The sequence below is a fragment of the Faecalibacterium butyricigenerans genome, from assembly GCF_020687345.1.
GTDB classification, from domain to species: domain Bacteria; phylum Bacillota; class Clostridia; order Oscillospirales; family Ruminococcaceae; genus Faecalibacterium; species Faecalibacterium butyricigenerans.
The window spans coordinates 1-23,114 of record NZ_JAJEQL010000003.1 but is presented as its reverse complement, the minus strand read 5'-3'; the positions used below and the strand labels follow the sequence as shown (position 1 = coordinate 23,114).

Sequence of the window (23,114 nt, the reverse complement as noted above, 5' to 3'; positions counted from 1 at the left end):
AAGGAGAAACCGTGGAAAACAAGCAGCCCCAGACCGCTCCCGCAGATGTGCGGGAAAACATTATGGGCACGATGGACATCAATCCTCTGCTCATCAAGCTCAGCGTACCGATGATGATATCCATGCTGGTGCAGGCCCTCTACAACGTGGTGGACTCCATCTTCGTGTCCCACGTCAGCGAGAACGCCCTGACCGCCGTTTCGCTGGCGTTCTCATTGCAGAACGTCATGATCGCCGTAGGCGTCGGCACCGGCGTCGGCGTCAACGCCCTGCTCTCCAAGAGCCTTGGCGAAAAGGATCAGGCGCGGGCCAACAAGACCGCCGAAAACGGCATTTTTCTGTCCCTGTGCAGCTACGCCGTCTTCCTCCTCATCGGCCTCACCTGCATGAAGCCCTACTTCTACGCCCAGACCTCGGACATGGACATCGCCCGGCAGGGCATCCTGTATCTGAGCATCTGCTGCGTCCTCAGCCTCGGCCTCTTCACCCAGACCACGGGCGAAAAGCTGCTGGCCGCCACCGGCCGCACCCACCTCAGCATGATCAGCCAGCTGGTGGGCGCTGTGGTGAACATCGTGCTGGACCCCATCTTCATCTTCGGCTACTGCGGCGAGGCCCTGTCCGGCACCACCGGCGCTGCTGTGGCCACCGTCATCGGTCAGTTCTGCGGCGCGGGCATGACGCTGTACTTCAACCTCAACAAAAACCCCGACATCCAGATCAGCTTCCGGGGCTTCCGCCCCAGCGCCAAGGCCATCGGCCGCATCTACACCGTCGGTCTGCCCAGCATCGCCATGCAGTGCGTGGGCAGCGTCATGACCTTCTTCATGAACCAGATCCTGATGGCCTTCTCGGCCACGGCGGTGGCGGTCTTCGGCGTCTATTTCAAGCTGCAGAGCTTCGTCTTCATGCCCATCTTCGGCATGAACAACGGCATGGTGCCCATCATCAGCTACAACTACGGCGCACGCAGGCCGGAGCGGGTCAAAAAGACCATCCGCCTCGCAGTCTTCTACGCCGAGTGCATCATGCTGGTGGGCTTCTGCATCTTCCAGTTCCTGCCGGATAAGCTGCTGAGCCTCTTTGCCGCCAGCGACGCCATGTTGGCCATCGGCATCCCGGCTCTGCGCATCATCTGCCCCCACTTCCTGCTGGCGGGCGCGGGCATCGTGCTCAGCTCGGTGTTTCAGGCACTGGGCAACGGCGTGTTCAGCCTCACCGTCTCCATCTGCCGCCAGCTGGTGGTGCTCATCCCCGCCGCATGGCTGCTGAGCCGCACCGGCGAGGTGAATATGGTCTGGTGGTCCTTCATCATCGCCGAAGTGGTCAGCCTGACCCTGAGCCTCATCTTCATGGCCCGCATCAACCGCACCGTCATCGTCCCGCTCTATGAGGAGCAGGACGCGGCTGTATAAAAACTCCCCTCGTGGACGAAAGGAACGTGAACTCTATGGCAAAAAAGCTGAAGTGGAACCTCATCCTCATGAGCCTGCTCTATCTGGCACTGGGCATCTTTTTGCTGATGGTGCCCGGCACGGCCCTCAACGTGGTCTGCTACGCACTGGGCGGCGTGGTACTGGCCTGCGCAGCCGTGCAGCTGGTGCGCTATTTTGTCGTAGAGCGCGGCGTGTTCCAGAGCCAGCTCACCCTCATCTCGGGCCTCGTCTGTCTGGCGCTGGGCGCGTTCCTCATCATCCGCAGCGACATCGTCGTCCGGGTGCTGCCCATCGTGTTCGGCCTGTTCATCATCTTCGACAGCCTTGGCCGCGTCCAGAACGCCCTTGAGCTGCGCCGGTGTGAGTATTCGAGCTGGAAGGTCTTCCTGCTGCTGGCGGTGCTCAGCGTCATTCTGGGCATCGTGATGGTGGTAGACCCCTTCGGCACGATGGAGACGCTGGTCATGGCCATCGGCCTCATCCTCATCCTCGAGGCCGCCCTCAACCTGCTGAGCGCGCTGTACACCATGCTGGCCGTCCGGCGCTTCATGAAGCTGCACCCCGAGACCCAGTCGATGCTGGAGGCCGTCACTGGCAAGGACCTGAACGGCGACGGCGTCATCGCCCCGGACATCGCCCACGCCGACGCGGAGGCGACCGCCGTGGAGTTGGACCATGTGGACGAGAGCGCCGAGGTGGAGCAGGAGGAGGAATAACTTCAGGCGGCTTGCCCTCTCCGTCTGCTCCCGCTGGTCGCATCCACTGCCCGGGTTGCGGCACCCAGCATCCACAGCGCTTCGCGTGCGTCTTGCTGGCCGCGGCCCCAACAATGATTTCCTGCTTCCGCCACTGGCGGCGGTCATCATTGTTGCTCCCAAAGGGAGAGGCAGAAAGCCTCCCGGCAGGCCAACGGCTCTCCCTTTGGGAGAGCTGGCATTGCGAAGCAATGACTGAGAGGGCAAGCCCGCTGCCCGCAGACCAAACCGTTACCGAAATATAAGCCCCAAACATCATAACACAAAAGGAAAAAAGAGAGCTATGGAAAAGTACGATCTCATCATCGTTGGTGCCGGCCCGGCCGGTATCTTCACCGCCGTGGAGCTGCTGCGCCGCGGCAGCAAGAAGCACATCCTGCTGGTGGAAAAAGGCAAGCCGGTGGAAAAGCGCCACTGCCCCAAGGCAGAGCTTGGCCACTGCGTCAACTGCCGCCCCACCTGCGCCATCACCACCGGCTTCTCCGGCGCAGGCGCATTCTCCGACGGCAAGCTGAGCCTCTCCTATGAGGTCGGCGGCGACCTGCCCAGCCTCATCGGCGAGGAGTTTGCGCAGGAGCTGATCGACTACACCGACAAGATCTACCTCGAGTTCGGCGCAGACCCCCACGTCGAGGGCATCTACACCGGCGAGGACATCAAGGAGATCCGCAAGAACGCCATCCACGCCGGTCTGAAGCTGGTGGACTGCCCCATCCGCCACCTCGGCACCGAGAAGGCACAGGAGCTTTACCTCGCCATCCAGAACTATCTGGCCGACAACGGCGTGGAGATGCTCTTCTCCACCGAGTGTGAGAACATCATCCTCGAGAACGAGGAGTGCAAGGGCGTGCTGCTGCGTCAGGGCAGTGGCGAACCCCGGGCCGTCTACGGCGACACCGTGGTCATCGGCACCGGCCGCCGCGGCGCCGACTGGCTCGAAAAGATCTGCGCCGAGCACCACATCGCCCACAAGCCCGGCACCGTGGACATCGGCGTCCGCGTCGAGTGCCGCAACGAGGTCATGGAAAAGGTGAACAAGGTACTCTATGAGTCCAAGCTCATCGGCTACCCGAAGCCCTGGAAAAACAAAGTGCGCACCTTCTGCCAGAACCCCGGCGGCTTCGTGGCGCAGGAGAACTACGACAACGACCTCGCCGTCGTCAACGGCCACAGCTTCAAGGAGAAAAAGAGCGAGAACACCAACCTCGCCATCCTCGTCTCCCACAACTTCACCGAGCCGTTCAACCAGCCCATCGCCTACGCCCAGAAGGTGGGCGAGCTGACCAATATGCTGGGCGCAGGCCACATCATGGTCCAGCGCTACGGCGACATCCTCGACGGCAAGCGGACATGGCAGAAGGAGCTGGCCCAGTCCAACGTCAAGCCCACCCTGAAGGACGCCGTGGCCGGCGACATCACCGCCGCCATGCCCTACCGCGCCATGACCAACATCATCGAGTTCATCAAGATGCTGGACATGGTCGTGCCCGGCTTTGCCGCCAACGAGACCCTGCTGTACAGCCCCGAGCTGAAGTTCTACTCCAACAAAGTCAAGATGGACGCAAACCTCGACACCAACATCAAGGGCCTGCACTGCCTCGGCGACTCCTCCGGCTGGACCCGCGGCCTGATGATGGCCTCCGTCATGGGCGTGCTGATGGGCCGCAAGCTGGCCGAGAAGGAAGGCTGCTGAGCTGCCATTCTGCACTAAGCTGCGCTGAATATTTGTTTCCCGACGCCCCTCCGCCCCCTGCGGAGGGGCGTTTTTGCGTCCGTTTTCAACAAAACCGTATGGAATACAAAAGCGGTCATAAAAAGTCCATCTCCGCCATATAAAAATTTTATTGGAAATTGAATTGATTTTCTTGGTCAAAACTGCTACAATCTTAGAAAGAAGTCTAGGCGGAATTGTATCTTGCGCATAATGCAAGGAGGGATCACTTATGTGCGAAGCCCCCGGAAGCGTAGTAACTCTGCTCTGTTCCGGCATCCAGCTTTACAGCGCCGAGCGGCGTATTGCGGACTGCATTCTTGCAGATGTAAAGCGGGCGTCCATGTGTACGTCGGCCGAGCTGGCCCGTCTAAGCAGTTCGTCCGAGGCCACCATCACCCGGCTGTGCCACAAGCTGGGCTTCGAGAACTACCGCAAATTCCAGCTGGCGCTGGCGCGGGATGCCATGGAGCAGCAGGAGACCGCCCGGCGCACCCGGGAGGAAGGGCAGGACGAGCTGCGTCAGGCCCTGCTGGACATTCAGGCCAACCGGGAAGAGGAGCTGCGGGCCACCATTCAGGCCATCGACACCCGGCAGCTGCGGCGGGTGCTCTCGCTGCTGCGCAGCTGCGAGGTCATCGAGGTGGTGTCTGAGGGCAGAAGCCTTCCGGTGGCGCTGGATGCATCCATCCGGTTCGGTCATCTGGGCAAGCGGTGCGTCGCCAGCGCCCTCCACGAAAAGACGCTGGCTTTTGCGCAGACGCTGACCCCGAAAGACCTCCTCATGGCGTTCTCCACCTCCGGGCGGGATACCGGGCTGGAAGAGGTGATCTCTGCCGCCAAGGTGAGGGGTGCGCCGGTGCTGCTCATCACCTGCGACAGCCACAGCCCGCTGGCCCATCTGTCCGACTATGTGATGACCGCCTCCAACCGCGAACAGCGGCTCATCGAGGGCAGCCACGCAGCGTCCCTCCTCTCGCCGAACATCCTCGTGGAGGTGCTCTATTATCTGCTCCGGATGGAGAAAGCGTGAAATGAAAAAGGCAGAGCCTCGGGCCGATGGCCCGAGGCTCTGCTGTTGTTTTGGGGTTTATTCTGTGGTCGCGTCAGAAGATGGGTCGCCAGAGGCGTTATCGTCACCCTTATTCGGATAATGAGCGGCAACTCTGCTGGGAATCCGGAGCATCGACACCATGCACTCTTTGCCGCCGATGACACCCTCAATGACGCATACACCGGCATCGCTCGGCCATCTTTCCGGAGCCTGTTCCCAAATATAGCTGCGAATCTCGCACTGATCGCTCGCCAATACCGCTGCGATCAAAGCCGTTTTGCCCTGATTGAAAAGGTCAGTCCGATACGTCTCATTCACAGATGCACAGCTGACACAGTAGAAATAGCCTTCCTTCAGCGTGACGCTACTCATCCACCCTTTCCGAGTATTTTCGTCCGCATTCTCGATAATAGCCGAGAATGCCTCTCGAAGCGCCATGCCGTTATATTCACTCTTGCCAATCTGAGAGTTCACATAAGCCAGTACAGCCTGTGCCGCAGTCTCCATTGACCGCTCCTCTGTTGCCTGATAACCCGCCGCCGTGTAGAGGTCGAGGATATAGTCTGTGACAGTATCCTTCGTCAGCGGCCCTGCACTACCGGAACAGGCCGTCAGAACGGACAGTGCCAGCACACCGGCCAGCAGAACAGCGACTAATTTTTTTGCCATCTTCATTGCAACTCCTCCATGATTCCGGGTCTCCCCGTTTTTCCATATTTTACCCCCCCTACGTGTTTTGTCAATCCTCAGACGCAAAAAACCCCGGGCCGTCGGCCCGGGGTCTTTTGCGGTATTTTCTTATTCCTCTTCCAGCTCCAGATCGCCGGGCAGGATGACGTCCAGCGCGGCGGCTGGCTCGGCCACGAGGCGGCGGCTCTGGTGGAAGATGGCCTTTTCCAGCGTGTTGCGGGCGAGGCGTCCGTTGCCCGCCGTGCGGGCGTCCTGCGCCTGACGGCGCTGGTAGTAGCCCAGAAGCGGCGCATTGCAGCTCTCGTCCAGCTGGTAGCCCCTGCCCTCGGCCAGCCGGTGTGTGATGTCCAGCAGCTCGGCGGCGGTGTAGTCCGGGAACTCGATCCGGTTCGGGAAGCGGCTGGCAAGGCCGCTGTTGGCGGTGAGGAAGTGTTCCATCTCCCGCGTATAGCCCGCGAGGATGACCACCAGCTCGTCCCGATGGTCCTCCATCCCCTTCACCAGCGTGTCGATGGCCTCGAGGCCGAAGCTGTCCTGCTCGCCCCGGTAGAGGCTGTAGGCCTCGTCGATGAAGAGGACGCCGCCCAGCGCGCTCTCGATGACGCTGTTGGTCAGGGGGGCGGTGTGGCCGGTGTACCGGCCCACGAGGTCGCCCCGGCTCACCTCCACCAGCTGCCCGCCCTTGAGGGCACCGATGGCTTTGAGGTACTTTGCCACCAGCCGGGCGATGGTGGTCTTGCCGGTGCCGGGGTTGCCGGTGAAGATCATGTGCATCGAGAGGCTGGCGGTCCTGCGTCCCGCCGCCGCCCGGCGCTGCTGCACCTCGAGGTTGTCGGCGAGGCCGAAGACGTATTCCTTCACCGGCCCGAGGCCCACGAGGCTGTTCAGCTCTTTTTTGATCTCCTCCACCGCGCCGGTGTAGGCGGCGGGCAGCAGGTCGAAGAGCTTCTGCGCTTCGCCGCCGTTGAGGGCGAAGTCGATGCCCCCCTCCCGGGCAGTCAGGGACACCGTGCCGGTGAGGGCCGCGTCGGTCTGCAAACAATACTCGCTGAGGGCGCGGAACATCCGGTCACAGCAGGCGGTCAGCCCCGCCACGCCCTGCTGCGGGCTGCACTGGTCGGCCACATAGTCCCGCACGTCCGCCCCTGCCGCGAGGGTCAGCCCGAGGCGGGTTTTCACCTTCGCAGCCAGCGCGTTGAGCTGCTGGGCCGCCAGCGCGGCGAGGTCTTCCCGGGCAAAGGGGGCCGTCTCGCAGACGTCGCCCAGCGCCGAGACGAAGGGCGCACCGAACCTGTCGGCCAGCGCCGCCCGGCCCTTCCGGGAAAAGAAGACGAGGTACTTGCCGCAGGGGGTGATGCGGCTCACCGCCCCGGGGGCAAGGGCGGTCCCGGCGTCCACCAGAATGCCCTCCTTGTTGACGAGATACCGGCTGGACAGGGGCGCACTGCCCCTGACGGCAAGGTCGGCCAGCGTCTTTAAAAAGCCCGGGCAGCAGCTCTCGTAGTGCTCAAAGACCACGATCTCGCCCGGCGCGTGGAGGGCGGCGTACAGGTCCTGCAAAAAGAGCTTTTCTGCCCCGGAGCCGGGGTAGAGGGCAAGATCCATGACGGCCAGCCTGTCGCTCTTCAGAAGCCCCCGCGCGGCCATGCAGCGGGCCGTCTCGGTGAGGGTGAAGTGCCGCCCCGTGCCCGGTGCGCCGCAGAGGAGGATGACGTTCCGGGCTGTCGGCGGCTCTGTCCCCAGCACAAAGGGGCGGCACATGGCCCGCACGACCCCGTCCACGAAGGCGTCCTGCCCCAGCACCGTCTTTTTCACCTCAGCGGCCAGCCCCTCAAAGCTGCCCAGATGCTCCTGCCCCACCTCTGCCGTGCCCTTGGCCAGCAGGCCGTCGGCCTCCATCTCCTCCAGCATCTTCCGGCTCTGGGCAAGCGTCTCCTGCGCCGTGCCGCCCCGCAGCGCGGCGTTCTGCTTTTTGATCATCTCATCGAGTTTTTTCTGCTGCTCAAGAAGAGCCGCGTTCAGGTCGGGCAGGCCGGTTTTCTCCGGCGGCTTCTGCACATCATAGCGCAGCTTTCCTCCCGGGCCGAACACTCCGTTCATCAAGCTCTCCCAATCGTCGGTGTATCCCATTGCGCCTGCCTCCGTCCTGCGTTTTTTTCAGTATAGTGTACTTTGCCCCCTTTTGCAAGAAAAGTCTTGAAAATCCGCAGCCGGGCGGGTACACTAATTTTATATCATCTGATTCATGAGAAGGGAATGGAGTAGAATGAAAACGCCCGCAGAGTGGAAAACGCTGTTCGAGAGCAGCGCCTTTGCACGGCAGACCAATTACAGCGGCCCGCTGGGGCCGGAATACAACCCCTCGGGCACCCGGCTGCGGCTCTGGGCGCCCACGGCGCAGAGCGTCTCGGTCAACCTCTACCGCCGGGGCGACGGCGGAGCCTGCATGGGCAGCCTGCCGCTGGAACCGCAGGGGCAGGGGCTGTGGTCAGTCTACCTGCCCGGCGACCAGCACGGGCGCTACTATACCTTTACCGTGGAGGTGGAGGGCACGCAGCACGAGACGGGCGACCCCTACGCCCGGACGGCGGGCGTCAACGGTCTGCGCAGCATGATCCTCGACGCCCCCCGCATCGACCCGCCCGACTGGAGCCACGACCACCGCCCGGCCATCCCGGCCTCCCGCCGGACAGTGTGGGAGGTCAGTGTCCGCGACTTCTCCCAAGACCCGGCCTCCGGCGTGCGGACCGGGTGGCGGGGCAAGTTCATGGCCTTTACCCAGAAGGGCACGACCCTCTCTTCGGCGGGCACCTTCCCCACCTGCCTCGACTACCTCAAACGGCTGGGGGCGGGCTATGTCCAGCTGATGCCCATTTTCGACTTCGGCAGCGTGGACGAGAGCCGTCCCCTCACCCGGCAGTACAACTGGGGCTATGACCCCACCAACTACAACGTCCCCGAGGGCAGCTACTCCACCGACCCCTCCAAGGGCGAAGTGCGGGTGCGGGAGTGCAAGGAGATGATCGCCGCCCTCCACGCGGCGGGCATCGGCGTCGTCATGGATGTGGTGTATAACCATATGTACCGCAACGAAAACCCGCTGAACAGCACCGTGCCCTACTATTTCTTCCGGCAGAACCCGGACGGCAGCTTCTCCAACGGCAGCGGCTGCGGCAACGAGTTTGCCAGCGAGCGGCCCATGGCCCGGAAATACCTCATCGACTCGGTGCTCTACTGGGCGCAGGAATACCACATCGACGGCTTCCGCTTCGACCTCATGGGCCTCTACGATGTGGACACCATGAACGAGCTGCGGGCCGCGCTGGACGCCCTGCCCGGAGGCCGGGACATCCTGATGTACGGCGAGCCGTGGCAGGGCGGCGGGAGCCAGCTCCACCGCTACGAGGCCAACAAAGCCAATCTCGCCATGCTCTCCGACCGCATCGGCATCTTCTGCGACAGCACCCGCGACGTCATCAAGGGCGGCTGCTTCGACGCCCGGGAGCCGGGCTATGTGGAGGGCAGGCCGGGCAGCTTCTGGGACATCGGCGGCGCGGTAGCCGCGTGGTGCCGCAGCGACAAGCTGCCCGCCCACTCGCCCGCCCAGATCGTCAGCTATGTGTCCGCCCACGACAACTTTACCCTCTGGGACAAGCTGCTTCTGGTGCGGTATGCCCGGCCCGAGTACACCGCCGCCGACTCGGCGGCACTGGCCCAGAACCGGCTGGCGGCGGGCATCTACCTCACCTGCATGGGGATGCCCTTCCTGCTGGCCGGCGAGGAGTTCGCCCGCACCAAAAAGGGGAAGGGCAACAGCTACCGCTCCTCCCCCGCCCTCAACCGTCTGGACTGGAAGCGGGCGGCGCAGTTCCACGGCCTCGTGGACTATTACCGGGGGCTTCTGGGCCTGCGGGCGCGGTTCCCCCGCCTGAGCGCCCCGGACGCCGCCAGCCCGGCGGCCATCCGCTTTTTCTCGCTGGAGCAGCCCCTCGTGGGCTGGACGCTGCCCGCCGCCCCCGACGACGGTGCCGAATGGCGGGCGCTCTGCGTTTTTTATAACCCCACCGGAGAGGAAAAACGGGTCAGCCTGCCGGAGGGCCAGTGGAAGCTGCTGAGCGACGGTGTTTCCTCCGCTCTCTGGAAAAGCCCCAGCCGGGTCTGCGGCGGCGAGGTGACGCTCCTCCCGTGCAGCGCCACCATCTTCGGGCGCGTATGACAAAAAAGCGGCCCGCCGCATCACACGGCGAGCCGCCCAACAAGAAGAAAGGAACTTCTGGGGGATGTCTTGACTTTTAGCCCTGCGGGTCCTGCTGGGGTGCAGACTCACTGGGCGTCTCCTGACGGGCTGCGCCGTTGGTGCTGGCGCTGCCGCTGTTGGAGGCGTTCTTTTCGCCCAGCGTCAGGCTCACCGTCTGCATCTGGCCATCGCGGGCGATGGTGATGGAGAGGGTGTCCCCGGCGGAGTGCTCCTGCATCAGGGTGCCGAGGTCGGTCTTTTGGGCCACCTCGGTGTTGTCGATGCTGATGATGCGGTCACCGGCCTTGAGGCCCGCCTGATCGGCAGGGCCGCCGGAGACGACATCCACGACATAGATACCGTAGGCGTTGACGCCCAGCTGCGCCGCCGTCTGGGCGTCGGTCACAGCCAGATAGGTGATGCCCATATAGGGGCGTCCGGTGACATAGCCGTTCTCCAGCAGATCCTGTGCCACCTTGATGGCGTCGTTGATGGGGATGGCGAAGCCCAGACCCTCAGCGTCGGAGCTGGAGGACTTTGCGTTGACGATGCCCACCAGCTCGCCGTTCATGTTGAACAGGCCGCCGCCGGAGTTGCCGGGGCTGACGGAAGCATCCATCTGGATGAGGGACATGGTGTTGACGGCGCTGGAGCTCTGGATGGAGACGCTGCGGTTCAGGGCGCTGACGATGCCGCTGGTGACGGTGCCGCCCAGCTCACCCAGCGGGTTGCCCACAGCCAGCACATTGTCGCCCACGGCCAGCTTGTCGCTGTCGCCCACGATGGCGGGGGTCAGGCCGTCGGCCTCGATCTTGATGACTGCGATGTCGCTGGTGGAGTCCTCGCCGATGATGGTGGCGGGATAGTCCTTGTCGCCGATGGTGACGGTGATGTTGGAGGCACCCGACACGACGTGGTCACAGGTGAGGATATAGCCGTCCGAGCTGATGATGACGCCGCTGCCGGCGCCGCTCTCCACCTGACTCTGGCCGTACCACGACCACTGGGAGTAGACCACCTGCTCGGTGGTGATGACAACGACGCTGGGGCTGACGGTCTTGGCCACCTGTGCGGTGGTCATGCCGCTGGAAACAGAGGTGCCCTCTGCGGCGCTCTCCGAGTCTGCCGCAGCGCTGTCCGAGCGCTCCACCTGCTGGATGACGACCTTGCTGCCGCCGCCGAAGCGTGCGCCCACAAAGCCGCCCATAAAGCCCATCGCTGCGGCCAGCACCAGAGCGACGATGCTCTTTGCGGCCTTACCGGCGTTCTTTTTCGGCTTTTTCGGGGCTGCGGGGGCAGCGTTCTGCGGCTGGGCGGGAGGCGGCGTCGCGCCGCCGGAAGCACCCGTGCTCTCGCTGAAGCTGGACGCGGTGTTGGCAGTGTTCATGCCGCTGGAACCCACATTGGGATAGCCGGTATCCCCGGCGGAATTATTGGAAGAGGAATAGTCATATTCCCATTTGTTTTCATCCATCGTGATTACTTCCTTTCGAAGGGATCGGGAAGCTGTCCCCGCCGGAACGTACCGGCCATGGAAACAGCTTCGGTCGGGAGGGAGCATTCTGCCGCTCCCCTCTGGCACGATTTTATTCTATCTGCTAATTGTGAAAATCAATCGTTTCCCCCGTGAAGAATGTGTGAAATAAGGTCCAAGGAGACATCCATGAAGCTTTCTGTGACTGCGGGCGGCTTCGCCCTTTATAAGGAGTCCGACATCATCGGCCAGTGCAGCGTCACCCCCGCCCCCAAGGGCGCGGACATCGCCTCCCTGTCCATCCTGCCCCAGTGGCGGCGGAAGGGCTATGGCTCCTATTTACTGAAAGAGATCTTGCGCCGCTTCGGCGGCTATGACCGGGAGGCCGCCACGGTCTTCACTGCGCCGCTGCCTGCCGACGAGGGCGAGGGGCTGTTCTGGAAAAAATTCGGCTTCGTCCCCGAGGGCGGGCGGCTCTGCCGCCGCCGCACCCCCGACCTGACGGCAGTGCGCTTGGTACAGGACTATCTTGCGGCCCACCTGCCCCATGCCGCCCTGTGCATCGACGCCACCTGCGGCAACGGCGGCGACACGGCCTTCCTCTGCCGCCTCGTCGGCCCGGAGGGGCGGGTGCTGGGCTTCGACATCCAGCCCGAGGCCATCGCTTCCACCCGCGCCCGGCTCGAAACGCAGGGCCTCGCCGCAGAGCTTTTCTGCGACAGCCACGCAAACCTCCTGCACCATGTCCGGCCCGGCACGGCGGACATCGTGATGTTCAACTTCGGCTGGCTGCCCGGGGCCGACCACAGGGTCTTCTCCACCGCCGACAGCAGCATCCCCGCGCTGGAAGCAGCCCTTACGGCCCTGCGCCCGGGCGGCGTGCTCAGTGCCATCCTCTACAGCGGCCGGGTCATCGGCACCGGCGAAAAACAGAGCATCCTCGGCTGGCTGCGCGCCCTTCCTCTGGAAAAATATACCGTACTGGTGTGCGATTTCGCCAACTGGGCCGATACAGCGCCCCTACCCTGCCTTGTTCTGAAAAAATAGCAAAAACTCTTGCATCCATGTGTATTTTCTGCTAAAATAAGCGTTGTATGTAATTTAACCTCTCAGTCTCGCTATCGCTCGACAGCTCCCCTACCGAGGGGAGCCTCTGGCGAAGAGATGAAGTTTTCCGTCATGCCAAGGCCTCCCCTCGATAGGGGAGGTGGCACGCCGCAGGCGTGACGGAGAGGTTTTCAGCAGGAGATTTCCTATGTAAAACAAGACATTTCTTTGTTTATACATCCACCCGGCCCTTCTCAGGGCCGCATCTCAGGAGAACGAAACTTATATGACAAATCGTGAAGAAATCGAGCGCCGCCGGACGTTTGCGATCATCAGCCATCCCGACGCCGGCAAAACGACGCTGACCGAAAAGCTGCTGCTGTACGGCGGAGCCATCAATCAGGCCGGCTCTGTCAAGGGCAAGCAGAGCGCCAAGCACGCCGTGTCCGACTGGATGGACATCGAGAAGCAGCGCGGCATCTCCGTCACCTCCTCTGTCCTGCAGTTCAACTACGCCGGAAAGTGCGTCAACATTCTGGACACCCCGGGCCATCAGGACTTCTCGGAGGATACCTACCGCACCCTGATGGCAGCCGACTCGGCGGTCATGGTCATCGACGCCGCCAAGGGCGTCGAGGCCCAGACCATCAAGCTGTTCAAGGTCTGCACCCTGCGCCACATCCCCATCTTCACCTTCATCAACAAGATGGACCGCGAGGCCCGCGACCCCTTCGAGCTGATGGAGAACATCGAAGAGATCCTTGGCATCAAGACCTACCCCATGAACTGGCCCATCGGCTGCGGCAAAGAGTTCAAGGGCGTGTTCGACCGCAACACCCGCAAGGTGCTGGCTTTCTCCAGCGACGGCCGCGCCAACGGCGTCAAAAAGGTCGAGGAGACCGAGGCCGAGCTGGGCGATGCCGCACTGGACGAGCTGCTGACCCCCTACCTGCACCAGCAGCTCGTGGACGAGATCGAGCTGCTGGACGGCGCTGCCGAGGAATTTGACCTCGACCGGGTGCTGCGCGGCGAGCTGAGTCCCGTCTTCTTCGGTTCTGCGCTGACCAACTTCGGCGTCGAGCCCTTCCTCGAAAACTTCCTCCGCCTCACCCCCACCCCGCTGGCCCGCGTGGACAGCCTGACCGGTGAGGCCGTTGACCCCTGCCGGGACGAGTTCTCGGCCTTCATCTTTAAGATCCAGGCCAACATGAACAAGGCACACCGCGACCGCATCGCCTTTATGCGCATCTGCTCGGGCAAGTTCGAGCGCGGCATGGAAGCCTACCATGTGCAGGAGGGCAAGAACATCAAGCTGGCCACCGGCACCCAGCTGATGGCGCAGGACCGCGCCATCGTGGACGAGGCCTATGCAGGCGACATCATCGGCCTGTTCGACCCGGGCATCTTCTCCATCGGCGACACCCTGTGCACCGGCAAGAAGAAGGTCGAGTTCGCCGGCATCCCCACCTTCTCTCCCGAGCACTTTGCCCGCATCGAGCAGAAGGACACCATGAAGCGCAAGCAGTTCGTGAAGGGCATGGAGCAGATCGCTCAGGAGGGCGCTATCCAGATCTTCCGCGAAGTGGGCGGCGGCATGGAGGAAGTCGTGGTCGGCGTCGTGGGCGTGCTGCAGCTGGAAGTGCTGGAGTACCGTCTGAACACCGAGTACAACGTGGAGATCCGGATGCAGCAGCTCCCCTTTGAGCAGCTGCGCTGGATCCAGAACGACCCCGACACCTACGTCCTGCGCGACCTCGACCTCACCAGTGACACCAAGGCCGTGGAGGACATGAAGGGCAACCGCCTGCTCCTCTTCACCTCCGATTGGGCCATCCGCTGGGCCGAAACGCACAATGAGACGTTAAAGCTGAGCGAATTTGGCAATATTTAAGTTACAGGTTTCCAAGAGCTGCTGTGCAGAGCACCTGCGCAGCAGCTCTTTTTGGAATACACGAGAAATACAACAATGAGTCCCAGTAGTCCCCTCTCGGGGGCACTGCTGGCAAAGAAGGTAATGGATCTATGGAAAAACGTAATATTGGCAAAAGCGGCCTTTCTGCCCCCTTTCTGGGGCTGGGCACATGGGCCATCGGCGGCGGACGCTGGTGGGGCGACAATGACGATGCCCTGTCGGTAAAGGCCATCGAGACTGCTGTGGAGCAGGGCATCGTCTGGATCGACACTGCCCCCATCTACGGCCTTTACCACAGCGAAGAGGTGGTGGGCGAGGCTTTGCGCCACATCGACCGGGACAAGGTCATCCTCTCCACCAAGTGCGGCCTCGAGTGGCGGCACGAAAGCCCTGTTCTCCACAAGGTCGTGGATGGTGTGCAGACCTACCGCGACCTCTCCGCCAAGAGCATCATCGAGGATGTGGAAGATAGCCTGCGCCGCCTCGGCACCGACCATCTGGACGTGCTGTACACCCACTGGCAGACGCCGGACCTCTCCATCTTCCCGCTGGAAGAGACCGTCGAGGCCATGATGAAGCTCAAAGAGCAAGGCAAGATCCGGGCCATCGGTGCATCCAACACCACCGCCGACCTCATCCGCGGCTACTGCAAGTACGGCCAGCTGGACGTCATTCAGGAGAAGTACAGCCTGTTGACCCGCCGCATCGAAAAGCAGCTGCTGCCCACCTGCAAGGAGCTGGGCGTGTCCATTCAGGCCTACTCTCCCTTGGAGCAGGGCCTGCTCACCGGCAAGGTGACGATGGACACCACCTATCCCGAGGGCAGCACCCGGAACACGAACCCCTGCTTCCAGCCTGCCCGCCGGGCACAGGCCATCCACCTGCTGGACAGCTGGGGCGACCTCTGCGAGAAGTACCACTGCACCAAGGCGCAGCTGGTCATCGCCCTGACGGCCCGGATGATCCCCGGCCTGCACGTCCTGTGCGGTGCACGGACGCCCGAGCAGGCCATCGACAACGCCGGTGCGCTCCACATCACGCTGGAGGGCGCCGACGCCGTCCAGATGAAGTGGGACGTGGACGCTATCTCCTGAAGCTTTTCTATAACAAAAGGGACTGCTGCGCTGCAACAGTCCCTTTTGTATTTTCTTCATCCATTCTCTTTCCAGAACAGCCCCCCGCTGGTCTGGAACAGGGGCCACGGGTTCACGCTCTTGCTGCCGAGCTTGAAATCCATCGTCATCTCCTCGCCCAGCGCGCCCACAGCCTGCCCCCGCTCGACGCGCTGGCCAGCGCTGACCGAGAGGGCATCCAGCCCGTAGAGGTAGCTGCGCAGCCCGCAGCCGTGGTCGATGACGACGGTGTTTCCGGTGAGGGCGAGATATTTCGCCAGCACCACGACGCCCGCCGCCGGGGCGCGGCAGGGTTCGCCCGGGATGGTGTAGAGTTTTGTGGAGTTGGACCTGCTGCCCTGCTTGCCGCCGGTGACTTTCACCTGCCCGAAATCCACGAGGGTCATGTAGTTCTCCGCCGGGCAGACAAAGCCGCCGCTCCACAGCTTTTCGCGGGCGGGCTGCTCGTAGAGGGGCCAGACGATGTTGCGGAACTCGGCGTTGGCCTCCTCGGAGGCCTCCGGCCCGGCCTCCACCTCGACGGTGCCGAAATCCTTCGGGATGACGGTGATATTCTTCGTCACCGTCTCGCCGCCCACCGTAAAGGTCACTTCGTGGGCACCGGCGGAGGCATTGTAGGCCGCCGGGATGTAGGCACGCCACCCGCTGCCCAAGCGGACGGCCTGCACGCTGCCGAGGTCTGTTTCCACGGCAGGGGCGGTGTCGCCCACCATGCCGGTGAAGGCCGCCGCTATCGTGCCGCCCTGCTCCACCCGGTCGGCAGAAAGCTCCACTCCGGCGCTGGCCTGCAAGGTGAACCGAAAGGAGTAATAGTACCAGCCCGTGGGCTTTGCGGGCTTCTCCAGCCGGGGATTTCGCCGGAGCTGACCGGTGCTGCCGCCCTCGAATTGGGTGGCCAGCATCGTCTCCGGCATCCGCCAGAGCGTCAGCTCGGCTTTGTAGTCTCCGTTGGCCGGGAAGAGGAAGTCCTCGTAGGCGGGCACTGTGCCCGTGAAGACCACATTGCCCGCGCTGTCGGTGATGGTCAGAGGGCCGTAGCTGAACCAGTCGGGCAGGGTGAAAGCCGGATGGGCGTCGTAGAGAACGCCCAGCTTCTGCACCGTGAGGGTGCGGGGGCTGGCGAATACCTTATCCAGCTGACCGCCCAGCAGCGGCACCTGCCAGCACCAGCCGTTGGGTTCCAGCTCCTGCCCGGCGAACTGCACCGCAGAGGCAGGCTTCGCCCCCTCCGAGGTGAACGAGTAGCTCACGCTCATCACCGCCGCCAGCAGCACCGCGACGCCCAGCGCCACGCCGATGAGCCATAATAAAAGTCGTTTCATGCCATGTACCCCTTTTCTGCGCAGCACTCCTCTATTTGGCTTCCCTCGATCGGGGAGCAGTCCGCGCCAAAGCGCGGACTGAGAGGTTTTCTTTTAAATCCTGTGCTGCGGGTAAGAAAAAGGCGCACCGCCACAGCCCTGTTACAGACTGCCGGTGCGCCCTCTGGTGTTTTGTTCTGTTTCGGCCCGCGTTATTCGGCAGTATCCTCAGCGGGAGCTGCCTCTTCTTCGGCCTCGGCAGGCTCTTCCTCAGCGGGGGCGGCGGTATCCTCGCCGAACAGCAGGCGCTCGTACTCGTCCAGCTCCTTCTCCCGGCGGCGCAGATAAATAGCCACAGCGGTCAGCGCACCCGCTACAGCGGCCAGCGTTGCGGCAACAGCGATCAGACAAGAATTCTTCATAGGTTCAGCACACTCCTTTTTGGTCGAACCAGCGGTCCAGCCATTCTCAGCGGTCATTCCGCGGCACAGACTCGGTCTATTCTGCAACTATTATACCCGTACTGCGCGAAAATTACAACCAAAAAGGCAAAATTTTGCTTTTTCAGAGCCCCATCCGCTTTCTGTAGGCCTTGAATGCGCCGGGCAGGGTGTATTCGTCCTGCATCTGTTCCCGGCTGGCCCAGACGCAGCCTGCCGGGGCATAAACTGTGCCGACGCGGACGGCATATCCCTTCATCCGCCACTCGATGTGGCTGAAGATGTGCTTTGCCTCCGGCAGGGCTTCGGCACCCGCGCAGCCGAGGCCCAGCTCTTCCAGACGGGCGAGCACTTCCCCGGCGCTGAGGGCCTCGCCCTCCCATAAAAGGGGCTGCCACAGCCCGGCCAGCAGGCCCTTCCCGGGCCGCTGCTGTAAGAGGAACCGTCCCTCGGCATCCTCGGCCAGCACCACCGTCACCGGTTCCACCCGCCGGGCCTTGGGCGCGGCCTTGCGGGGCAGCTCCAGCATCGTGCCAGCCGCCCGGGCGGCGCACAGCGCTGCCAGCGGGCATTGTCCGCACAGCGGCGCACCGTTCGGCAGGCAGACCAGCGCCCCCAGCTCCATCAGGGCCTGATTGTAGTCGCCCGCCTTTTCCGGAGGCTGATGCTCCATGACCCGGGCTGTAAAGGCCTTTTTTACCCCCGGTTCTGTAATAATGCCCGAGTCATTATACAATCTGGAAAACACCCGCAGCACATTTCCGTCCACAGCAGGCACGGCCAGCCCGAAGCTGATGGACGCGATGGCCCCCGCCGTGTAGTCCCCGATGCCGGGCAGGGCGCGGAGGGCGTCGTAGTCGGCCGGAAGCTCGCCGCCGTACTCCTCGCAGACGATGCGGGCGGCTTTCTGGAGGTTGCGCACCCGGCTGTAGTAGCCCAGACCCTCCCAGAGCTTGTGCAGCTTTTCTTCCTCACAGGCCGCCAGCGCCGGGATGTCCGGCAGCGCCGCCAGAAAGCGCTCGTAATACGGCAGCGCCGCCGAGACGCGGGTCTGCTGCAGCATGATCTCGCTCAGCCAGACGTGGTAAGGGCTGGGGTCGGTGCGGAAGGGCAGGATGCGCTGGTTCCGGTAAAACCATTCCAGCAGGGCCGGGGCGATGTTTTCCACTTGTTTGGGCCTCCTTGTTGAAAAAACAAAGAAACCTCTCCGTCATTGCTCCGCAATGCCACCTCTCCTACCGAGGAGAGGCCTTGGCAAAATGGGAAACTTTCCCTCTTCGCCAGAGGCTCCCCTCGATAGGGGAGCTGGCAAAGCCGACAGGCTTTGACTGAGAGGTTTTTTACTACTTAGAATCCGTAAGCCGTGCGGGGGAAGGGCAGCACGTCACGGATGTTCTGGATGCCCGTGAGGTACATGATCATCCGCTCGAAGCCCAGGCCATAGCCTGCGTGCTCCACGCCGCCGAACTTGCGGAGGTTCAGATACCAGTCGTAGCTGGACTTGTCCAGACCCAGCTCGTCCATACGGGTCACGAGCTTGTCGTAGTCCTCCTCACGCTGGCTGCCGCCGATCAGCTCGCCGATGCCGGGCACCAGCATATCGGCTGCGGCCACGGTCTTGCCGTCGGCGTTCTGCTTCATGTAGAAGCTCTTGATCTCCTTCGGGTAGTCGGTGACGAAGACGGGCTTCTTGAACACCACCTCGGTCAGGTAGCGCTCGTGCTCGGTCTGGATGTCCACGCCCCACTCCACGGGGAACTGGAACTTCTTGTTGTTCTTCTTCAAAATCTCGATGGCGTCGGTGTAGCTGATGCGGCCGAACTCGCTGCCTGCCACCAGCTCGAGGCGCTCGATGAGGCCCTTGTCGATGAACTGGTTGAAGAAGGCCATCTCATCGGGGCAGTTGTCCAGCACATAGCGGATGACGTACTTGGTCATGGCCTCGGCGGTATCCATGTAGCCGTTCAGGTCGCAAAAGGCCATCTCCGGCTCGATCATCCAGAACTCGGCGGCGTGGCGGGTAGTGAAGCTCTTCTCGGCGCGGAAGGTAGGGCCGAAGGTATACACCTTGCCGAAGGCCATGGCCATGGCCTCGGCCTCCAGCTGGCCGGAAACGGTCAGGTTGACCGGCTTTTCAAAGAAGTCCTTGGTGTAATCGACGGTGCCGTCCTCGTTCTTGGGGACGTTGTCGAGGTCGAGGGTGGTGACGCGGAACATCTCGCCGGCACCCTCGCAGTCGGAAGCGGTCAGCAGCGGGGAGTGGGCGTAGACAAAGCCGTTCTCCTGAAAGAACTTATGGATGGCATACGCCGCCACGCTGCGGACGCGGAAAGCAGCGTTGAAGGTGTTGGTGCGGGGGCGCAGGGTGGGCATGGTGCGCAGATACTCCATGCTCATCTTCTTTTTCTGCAGCGGGTACTCGTCGGCGGGGCAGTCGCCCAGAATTTCCACGCTGTCGGCGTTCAGCTCGAAGGGCTGCTTTGCCTGCGGGGTCAGCACGATGCGGCCCACGACGCGCAGGCTGCTGTACAGGCCGGTGTGGACGACCTCATCGTAGTTTGCCAGCTTGCCGGCTTCCAGCACGACCTGCAGGGTCTTGAAGCAGCCGCCGTCCGACAGGGCGATGAAGCCGATGTTCTTGGAGTCGCGGATGTTCTTTGCCCAGCCGCATACGGTGACGACCGTACCGTCGGCGGGGGTGTTCTTGTACAGCGAAACGATCTCAGTGCGTTCCATTTTCAGATTACCTCCGGTATAAAATAAAAAGACAGCTTTTCTCCCTGAAAGTTCAGGGCGAACAAGCTGTCTTGTAATGTCCGCGGTGCCACCTGAATTACCGGAAGTGTCCGGTCGCTCACGCGCTCATGGTAAAAGCGCTGCCCCGTTAACGCTGGGCCTGCGGCGCACCTACTGGCGGCGCTCGGTCGGATAAGACCGCGCCCTGTTCAGCCTGCTGCTCCCGGGTGTTCGTTCACGCACCGTCCGCGCACGGCTCCCAGCTCTGCCGCGCTCTCTGTGGCATTGTGATGCGCTACTTTTCCCGCTCATTGCATTTACTTTTTAAAATATAGCACTTTGCCGCCGTTTCGTCAAGCATCCGGCCCCAGCAGGGCCTGCACGAGGCCATTTGCGGCCAGCTGCCCGGCGTAGAGGGCCTCATTCAGGTTATTGCCGTGGCCTCCGATCTCGATGAGGAGGCTGCCGGTGGTCAGATCCTGATTATAGAAGCGGTAGCTGAACAACACAGGCCGGGTGAAGCCGGGGTACATCCCCTCCATGCTGCGCTCCCACGCGGCGGCAAAGCGGAGGTTCTGCCGCCAGTCTGGCAGCTGAACGCTGCCGCCGTTGTCGCAGCCGCAGATGATCATGACCTGCGCCGCCTGCCGCCCGTCCACGGTGCAGACGGGGGCCATCCGGGAGCCACCCTCCGTCTCGATGGCGTCCCGGTGGACGTCCAGCACCACCTTGATGCTGGGGTACTGGGCCAAGTACCGCTGGACGACGGCCCGGCTGTTCGCATAGCTGCCGGTGTAGCTGGGGTAGTCGTTCAGGGTCTCGTCGTGGAGGGTGTTCAGCCCGGCGGCATTGAGGGTGTCGGCCATCACACGGCCCACGGCGCACATATTGAGGTTCGTGTCGGTCGTGCGTGCGCCGTCGCCGGGCGAATACCACAGCCCCGCCGAGAGGCGGTAGTCCTCGGTGGCGTGGGTGTGCATGATGAGGATCTGCGGGTCGGGGCTGTCCTTTTCGACCCCGAAGGGCAGCGGGGCCTCGATCTCTGCCGCGATGTCCGCCACGCTCTGGCGGGTGTTATTTTTGATGCTGCCCGCGCCGCAGGGGACATACTTCCCGCCGCTGCCCTGCGGGTAGTTCTTTTCGAGGACAGTGCCCGCATTCTCAGGCCGGGCGTCCTCGCCCAGAAGCTCCACAAGGTAGCCCTCGATGCCTCCCGCCGGAGCGGCGGCTTCGGGTTGTGAAGGGGCAGATACAGCGCTTTCCGGGGCGGCCTCGGCGGCAGACGCCGCTTCCTGCGTCCCGCTGGCGACAGCCTTCCGGCTCAGGGAAAGGGCGGTCTGTGCCGCCGGGACAGGCCCGGCGATGATCGCTGCCAGCCCCAGCACAAGGCTGTGGGCCGTGATGGTCAGGGCCGCAAAAAGGGCCGCAGCGCCCAGAAACGGCAGCATCCGGCTCTGCCCGGCCTCTCTGCAGCGCATAGACTTCCCCCTCCCCTTCTGCTTTGTCTTTACAATATGACGGAGGCTCTGGTTTTATCCCGCCAGCCAGCAGAGCTGGGCGATGCTGAGCCTCGGCTGCAAGGCCCGGTTGATGGCCGCGCCCAGCAGCGCAGCCCCGTGGGCGATGACGCTGTCCAGCTCCCGGGGCGTCACGACGAGGTCTTTGCCCTCCCGCGCCGCCATCAGGGTCGGGATGCCCGCCGCGATGACCGGCAGGCCCAGCCGGGCCGCGTTCAAGTGTCGGGTGCTGCCGGGCTGGGCGGGGCAGAGGCCGGCGTCGGAAAATTGCAGCGTCCGGCCCAGCCGCTGCGGCTCAGAAGAACAGAGGCTGTCCACGCAGATGAGGGCCGTAGGCCTCACCTCCCTCACCAGCGCCCCGGCCAGCTGCTGTAAGCTCAGACCAGTGGAGGCCGAGACCCCCGGGGCGACCGCTGCCACGGGGCGGATGCCCTGCACCGGCGGACGGCCCGCCCCCATCGTGACGAAAATTTTCTGGGTCGTCCTCGGCCCGAGGGCGTCGGCTGTGACCCGGCGGTTGCCCACGCCCAGCACCAGCACCGGCCCTTCCGGCGGCACAAGCGCCCGCAGCTCCTCCGCCGCCTGCTCAATGACTTCGGCGTCCCGCTCGTCCAGCACGCTGACGCTGGGCACTTCCAGCGTGACGTACCGCCCCCGGGGCTTTTCGAGACCCTCCCGGGCGATCTCCACCCGCGTCACCGTCACGCCGCCCCGCCGCGCCGTGGCTGTGCGGACGCCGCCGGGCAGGTCTGCCGCCGCGGCATACAGCTCGTCCGCCATATCGGTCAAGCGCATCGTTTTCCCTCATTTCTGTTCCATTTTTCGCCAAAAAGCCGTTTTTGGGGCCTTGCAGCACAAAAAGTATGGGAAAATCAAAACTTTTTGAAACAAAAATCGAAAAAATGCTTGCGCTGGAGCGGCAAATATGGTATCATAAGGTGCGCTGTTATAGGTAGCCAAGGAGGTGGAACGAATGCCTAACATCAAATCTCAGAAGGACCGCGTCGTGCAGGCTGTTGCAGAGCAGGCTCACAACAAGGCCATTAAGACCAACCTGAAAACAGTCGTCAAGAAGGCAGACGCTGCCATCGATGCGAATGCCGCTGACAAGGACGCAACCGTCCTGGCTGCTGTTTCCGCGATCGACAAGGCTCGCGCTAAGGGTGTCATCAAGAAGAACACCGCTAGCCGCAAGATCAGCCGTATGGCAAAGCGTGCGAACAAGAACGCTTGATCGCAGTTTGACTGACGAACAAAACCCCTGTACCGGGACCCCGGTGCGGGGGTTTTTGTTTTTTATTTTTCCGGGCGCGGGGTCGGTCCGATCGCTGTTGCAGCAGGGCTGATTTTTTCTTTAAGTGGGGTTTCGCGCTGGTGGCGCGGGGGTCAGAACACTGTTGCAGTAGGGCCGGATTTTCTTTAAGCAGGTTCGCGCGCTGGTGGCGCGGATTAAGTTTTTTCTTGAGGTCAAGCGGCTTGCGCTCCGCGCGGGCCAGAGGCAGGGAGGGGTGTTTCGACTCCCCCCTCCCTACCTCTGGACTCCACTCTCCCCGCAACGAGTTAAGGGCTGCTCGCCCTTAACAATTCCAATGTGGAAGTCGAAACGGAAAAAAGCTAGCCGCTGCGCTAAGACGGGTTGCGGTGCCCAGCGTCCACTTCGTGCCTTGAGCG

General features: G+C 62.9%; 18 protein-coding genes. 9 read left to right on the top strand and 9 right to left on the bottom strand.

Translation table 11 applies throughout. The features are described 5' to 3' along the window. Nucleotides 1-11 precede the first annotated feature (11 nt). The 4 genes from LKD23_RS01830 (at nucleotide 12) to LKD23_RS01815 (ending at nucleotide 4,935) form a co-directional block, all read left to right on the top strand. Nucleotides 12-1,415, top strand: coding sequence for an MATE family efflux transporter (locus tag LKD23_RS01830; protein ID WP_227620096.1), 1,404 nt, complete (start codon nucleotides 12-14; stop codon nucleotides 1,413-1,415). 35 nt (nucleotides 1,416-1,450) lie between these two features. Beyond that, entirely contained in the window at nucleotides 1,451-2,152 is a 702-nt protein-coding gene (locus LKD23_RS01825) for an HdeD family acid-resistance protein (protein WP_227620095.1), read from the top strand. A gap of 322 nt (nucleotides 2,153-2,474) precedes the next feature. Next, entirely contained in the window at nucleotides 2,475-3,884 is a 1,410-nt protein-coding gene (locus LKD23_RS01820) for an NAD(P)/FAD-dependent oxidoreductase (protein ID WP_227620094.1), read from the top strand. A gap of 250 nt (nucleotides 3,885-4,134) precedes the next feature. Then, nucleotides 4,135-4,935, top strand: a complete 801-nt coding sequence (locus tag LKD23_RS01815) for a MurR/RpiR family transcriptional regulator (RefSeq protein WP_227620093.1) — start codon at nucleotides 4,135-4,137, stop codon at nucleotides 4,933-4,935. Nucleotides 4,936-4,992: 57 nt separating this feature from the next. On the opposite strand, the gene LKD23_RS01810 is transcribed toward LKD23_RS01815, so the two are convergent. Further along, the gene (locus tag LKD23_RS01810; RefSeq protein WP_227620092.1) at nucleotides 4,993-5,631 is read right to left on the bottom strand and encodes a hypothetical protein; all 639 of its coding nucleotides are present in this window, start codon (nucleotides 5,629-5,631) and stop codon (nucleotides 4,993-4,995) included. 123 nt (nucleotides 5,632-5,754) lie between these two features. Further along, nucleotides 5,755-7,776 carry an AAA family ATPase gene (locus tag LKD23_RS01805; protein WP_227620091.1) on the bottom strand — a complete coding sequence of 674 codons (2,022 nt, stop codon included), beginning with the start codon at nucleotides 7,774-7,776 and terminating at the stop codon, nucleotides 5,755-5,757. 136 nt (nucleotides 7,777-7,912) lie between these two features. On the opposite strand from LKD23_RS01805, the gene pulA reads away from it, so the two are divergent. Further along, complete coding sequence (gene pulA / locus LKD23_RS01800) at nucleotides 7,913-9,862, top strand: type I pullulanase (RefSeq protein WP_227620090.1); 1,950 nt, start codon at nucleotides 7,913-7,915, stop codon at nucleotides 9,860-9,862. 76 nt (nucleotides 9,863-9,938) lie between these two features. Here pulA and LKD23_RS01795 read toward each other — a convergent pair whose 3' ends face one another. Further along, a complete protein-coding gene (locus LKD23_RS01795) occupies nucleotides 9,939-11,357 on the bottom strand; it encodes a S1C family serine protease (RefSeq protein WP_227620089.1) in 1,419 nt (472 codons plus the stop codon). 189 nt (nucleotides 11,358-11,546) lie between these two features. On the opposite strand from LKD23_RS01795, the gene mnmM reads away from it, so the two are divergent. From mnmM to LKD23_RS01780, 3 genes are all read left to right on the top strand, one after another. Continuing rightward, nucleotides 11,547-12,404: a tRNA 5-(aminomethyl)-2-thiouridylate-methyltransferase MnmM gene (mnmM, locus tag LKD23_RS01790; protein WP_227620088.1), complete on the top strand. Its 858-nt coding sequence runs from the start codon at nucleotides 11,547-11,549 to the stop codon at nucleotides 12,402-12,404. Between the two features lie 286 nt (nucleotides 12,405-12,690). After that, nucleotides 12,691-14,295 (top strand): peptide chain release factor 3, encoded by a 1,605-nt coding sequence (locus tag LKD23_RS01785; RefSeq protein ID WP_158395355.1) that lies wholly within the window; start codon nucleotides 12,691-12,693, stop codon nucleotides 14,293-14,295. A gap of 131 nt (nucleotides 14,296-14,426) precedes the next feature. Continuing rightward, nucleotides 14,427-15,410 carry an aldo/keto reductase gene (locus LKD23_RS01780; protein WP_227620087.1) on the top strand — a complete coding sequence of 328 codons (984 nt, stop codon included), beginning with the start codon at nucleotides 14,427-14,429 and terminating at the stop codon, nucleotides 15,408-15,410. A gap of 56 nt (nucleotides 15,411-15,466) precedes the next feature. On the opposite strand, the gene LKD23_RS01775 is transcribed toward LKD23_RS01780, so the two are convergent. The 6 genes from LKD23_RS01775 to gpr all read right to left on the bottom strand — a co-directional run bounded on the left by LKD23_RS01775 (nucleotide 15,467) and on the right by gpr (nucleotide 22,238). After that, on the bottom strand, nucleotides 15,467-16,771 hold the full coding sequence (locus tag LKD23_RS01775) for a murein hydrolase activator EnvC family protein (protein WP_227620086.1): 1,305 nt from the start codon (nucleotides 16,769-16,771) through the stop codon (nucleotides 15,467-15,469). A 191-nt stretch (nucleotides 16,772-16,962) separates the two neighbouring features. After that, on the bottom strand, nucleotides 16,963-17,172 hold the full coding sequence (locus LKD23_RS01770) for a phosphatase (protein ID WP_227620085.1): 210 nt from the start codon (nucleotides 17,170-17,172) through the stop codon (nucleotides 16,963-16,965). Between the two features lie 142 nt (nucleotides 17,173-17,314). Then, nucleotides 17,315-18,358, bottom strand: coding sequence for an A/G-specific adenine glycosylase (gene mutY, locus LKD23_RS01765; RefSeq protein WP_227620084.1), 1,044 nt, complete (start codon nucleotides 18,356-18,358; stop codon nucleotides 17,315-17,317). 179 nt (nucleotides 18,359-18,537) lie between these two features. Beyond that, on the bottom strand, nucleotides 18,538-19,926 hold the full coding sequence (gene asnS / locus LKD23_RS01760; protein WP_227620083.1) for an asparagine--tRNA ligase: 1,389 nt from the start codon (nucleotides 19,924-19,926) through the stop codon (nucleotides 18,538-18,540). A gap of 353 nt (nucleotides 19,927-20,279) precedes the next feature. Further along, on the bottom strand, nucleotides 20,280-21,404 hold the full coding sequence (gene spoIIP, locus LKD23_RS01755; protein WP_227620082.1) for a stage II sporulation protein P: 1,125 nt from the start codon (nucleotides 21,402-21,404) through the stop codon (nucleotides 20,280-20,282). Nucleotides 21,405-21,458: 54 nt separating this feature from the next. Continuing rightward, complete coding sequence (gene gpr / locus LKD23_RS01750; protein ID WP_227620081.1) at nucleotides 21,459-22,238, bottom strand: GPR endopeptidase; 780 nt, start codon at nucleotides 22,236-22,238, stop codon at nucleotides 21,459-21,461. A gap of 178 nt (nucleotides 22,239-22,416) precedes the next feature. Between gpr and rpsT the strand changes: the two genes are divergently transcribed. Beyond that, nucleotides 22,417-22,677 carry a 30S ribosomal protein S20 gene (gene rpsT, locus LKD23_RS01745; protein WP_149793985.1) on the top strand — a complete coding sequence of 87 codons (261 nt, stop codon included), beginning with the start codon at nucleotides 22,417-22,419 and terminating at the stop codon, nucleotides 22,675-22,677. Nucleotides 22,678-23,114: the final 437 nt, after the last annotated feature.

Excerpts from the sequence above, each read along its gene's own strand:
- spoIIP (WP_227620082.1), bottom strand. The coding sequence starts at position 21,404 with ATGCGCTGCAGAGAGGCCGGGCAGAGCCGGATGCTGCCGTTTCTGGGC.
- pulA (WP_227620090.1), top strand. The coding sequence starts at position 7,913 with ATGAAAACGCCCGCAGAGTGGAAAACGCTGTTCGAGAGCAGCGCCTTT.
- rpsT (WP_149793985.1), top strand. The coding sequence starts at position 22,417 with ATGCCTAACATCAAATCTCAGAAGGACCGCGTCGTGCAGGCTGTTGCA.
- LKD23_RS01805 (WP_227620091.1), bottom strand. The coding sequence starts at position 7,776 with ATGGGATACACCGACGATTGGGAGAGCTTGATGAACGGAGTGTTCGGC.
- LKD23_RS01825 (WP_227620095.1), top strand. The coding sequence starts at position 1,451 with ATGGCAAAAAAGCTGAAGTGGAACCTCATCCTCATGAGCCTGCTCTAT.
- LKD23_RS01815 (WP_227620093.1), top strand. The coding sequence starts at position 4,135 with ATGTGCGAAGCCCCCGGAAGCGTAGTAACTCTGCTCTGTTCCGGCATC.
- LKD23_RS01795 (WP_227620089.1), bottom strand. The coding sequence starts at position 11,357 with ATGGATGAAAACAAATGGGAATATGACTATTCCTCTTCCAATAATTCC.
- LKD23_RS01820 (WP_227620094.1), top strand. The coding sequence starts at position 2,475 with ATGGAAAAGTACGATCTCATCATCGTTGGTGCCGGCCCGGCCGGTATC.
- LKD23_RS01780 (WP_227620087.1), top strand. The coding sequence starts at position 14,427 with ATGGAAAAACGTAATATTGGCAAAAGCGGCCTTTCTGCCCCCTTTCTG.
- mnmM (WP_227620088.1), top strand. The coding sequence starts at position 11,547 with ATGAAGCTTTCTGTGACTGCGGGCGGCTTCGCCCTTTATAAGGAGTCC.
- LKD23_RS01810 (WP_227620092.1), bottom strand. The coding sequence starts at position 5,631 with ATGAAGATGGCAAAAAAATTAGTCGCTGTTCTGCTGGCCGGTGTGCTG.
- LKD23_RS01770 (WP_227620085.1), bottom strand. The coding sequence starts at position 17,172 with ATGAAGAATTCTTGTCTGATCGCTGTTGCCGCAACGCTGGCCGCTGTA.
- asnS (WP_227620083.1), bottom strand. The coding sequence starts at position 19,926 with ATGGAACGCACTGAGATCGTTTCGCTGTACAAGAACACCCCCGCCGAC.
- LKD23_RS01775 (WP_227620086.1), bottom strand. The coding sequence starts at position 16,771 with ATGAAACGACTTTTATTATGGCTCATCGGCGTGGCGCTGGGCGTCGCG.
- gpr (WP_227620081.1), bottom strand. The coding sequence starts at position 22,238 with ATGCGCTTGACCGATATGGCGGACGAGCTGTATGCCGCGGCGGCAGAC.
- LKD23_RS01785 (WP_158395355.1), top strand. The coding sequence starts at position 12,691 with ATGACAAATCGTGAAGAAATCGAGCGCCGCCGGACGTTTGCGATCATC.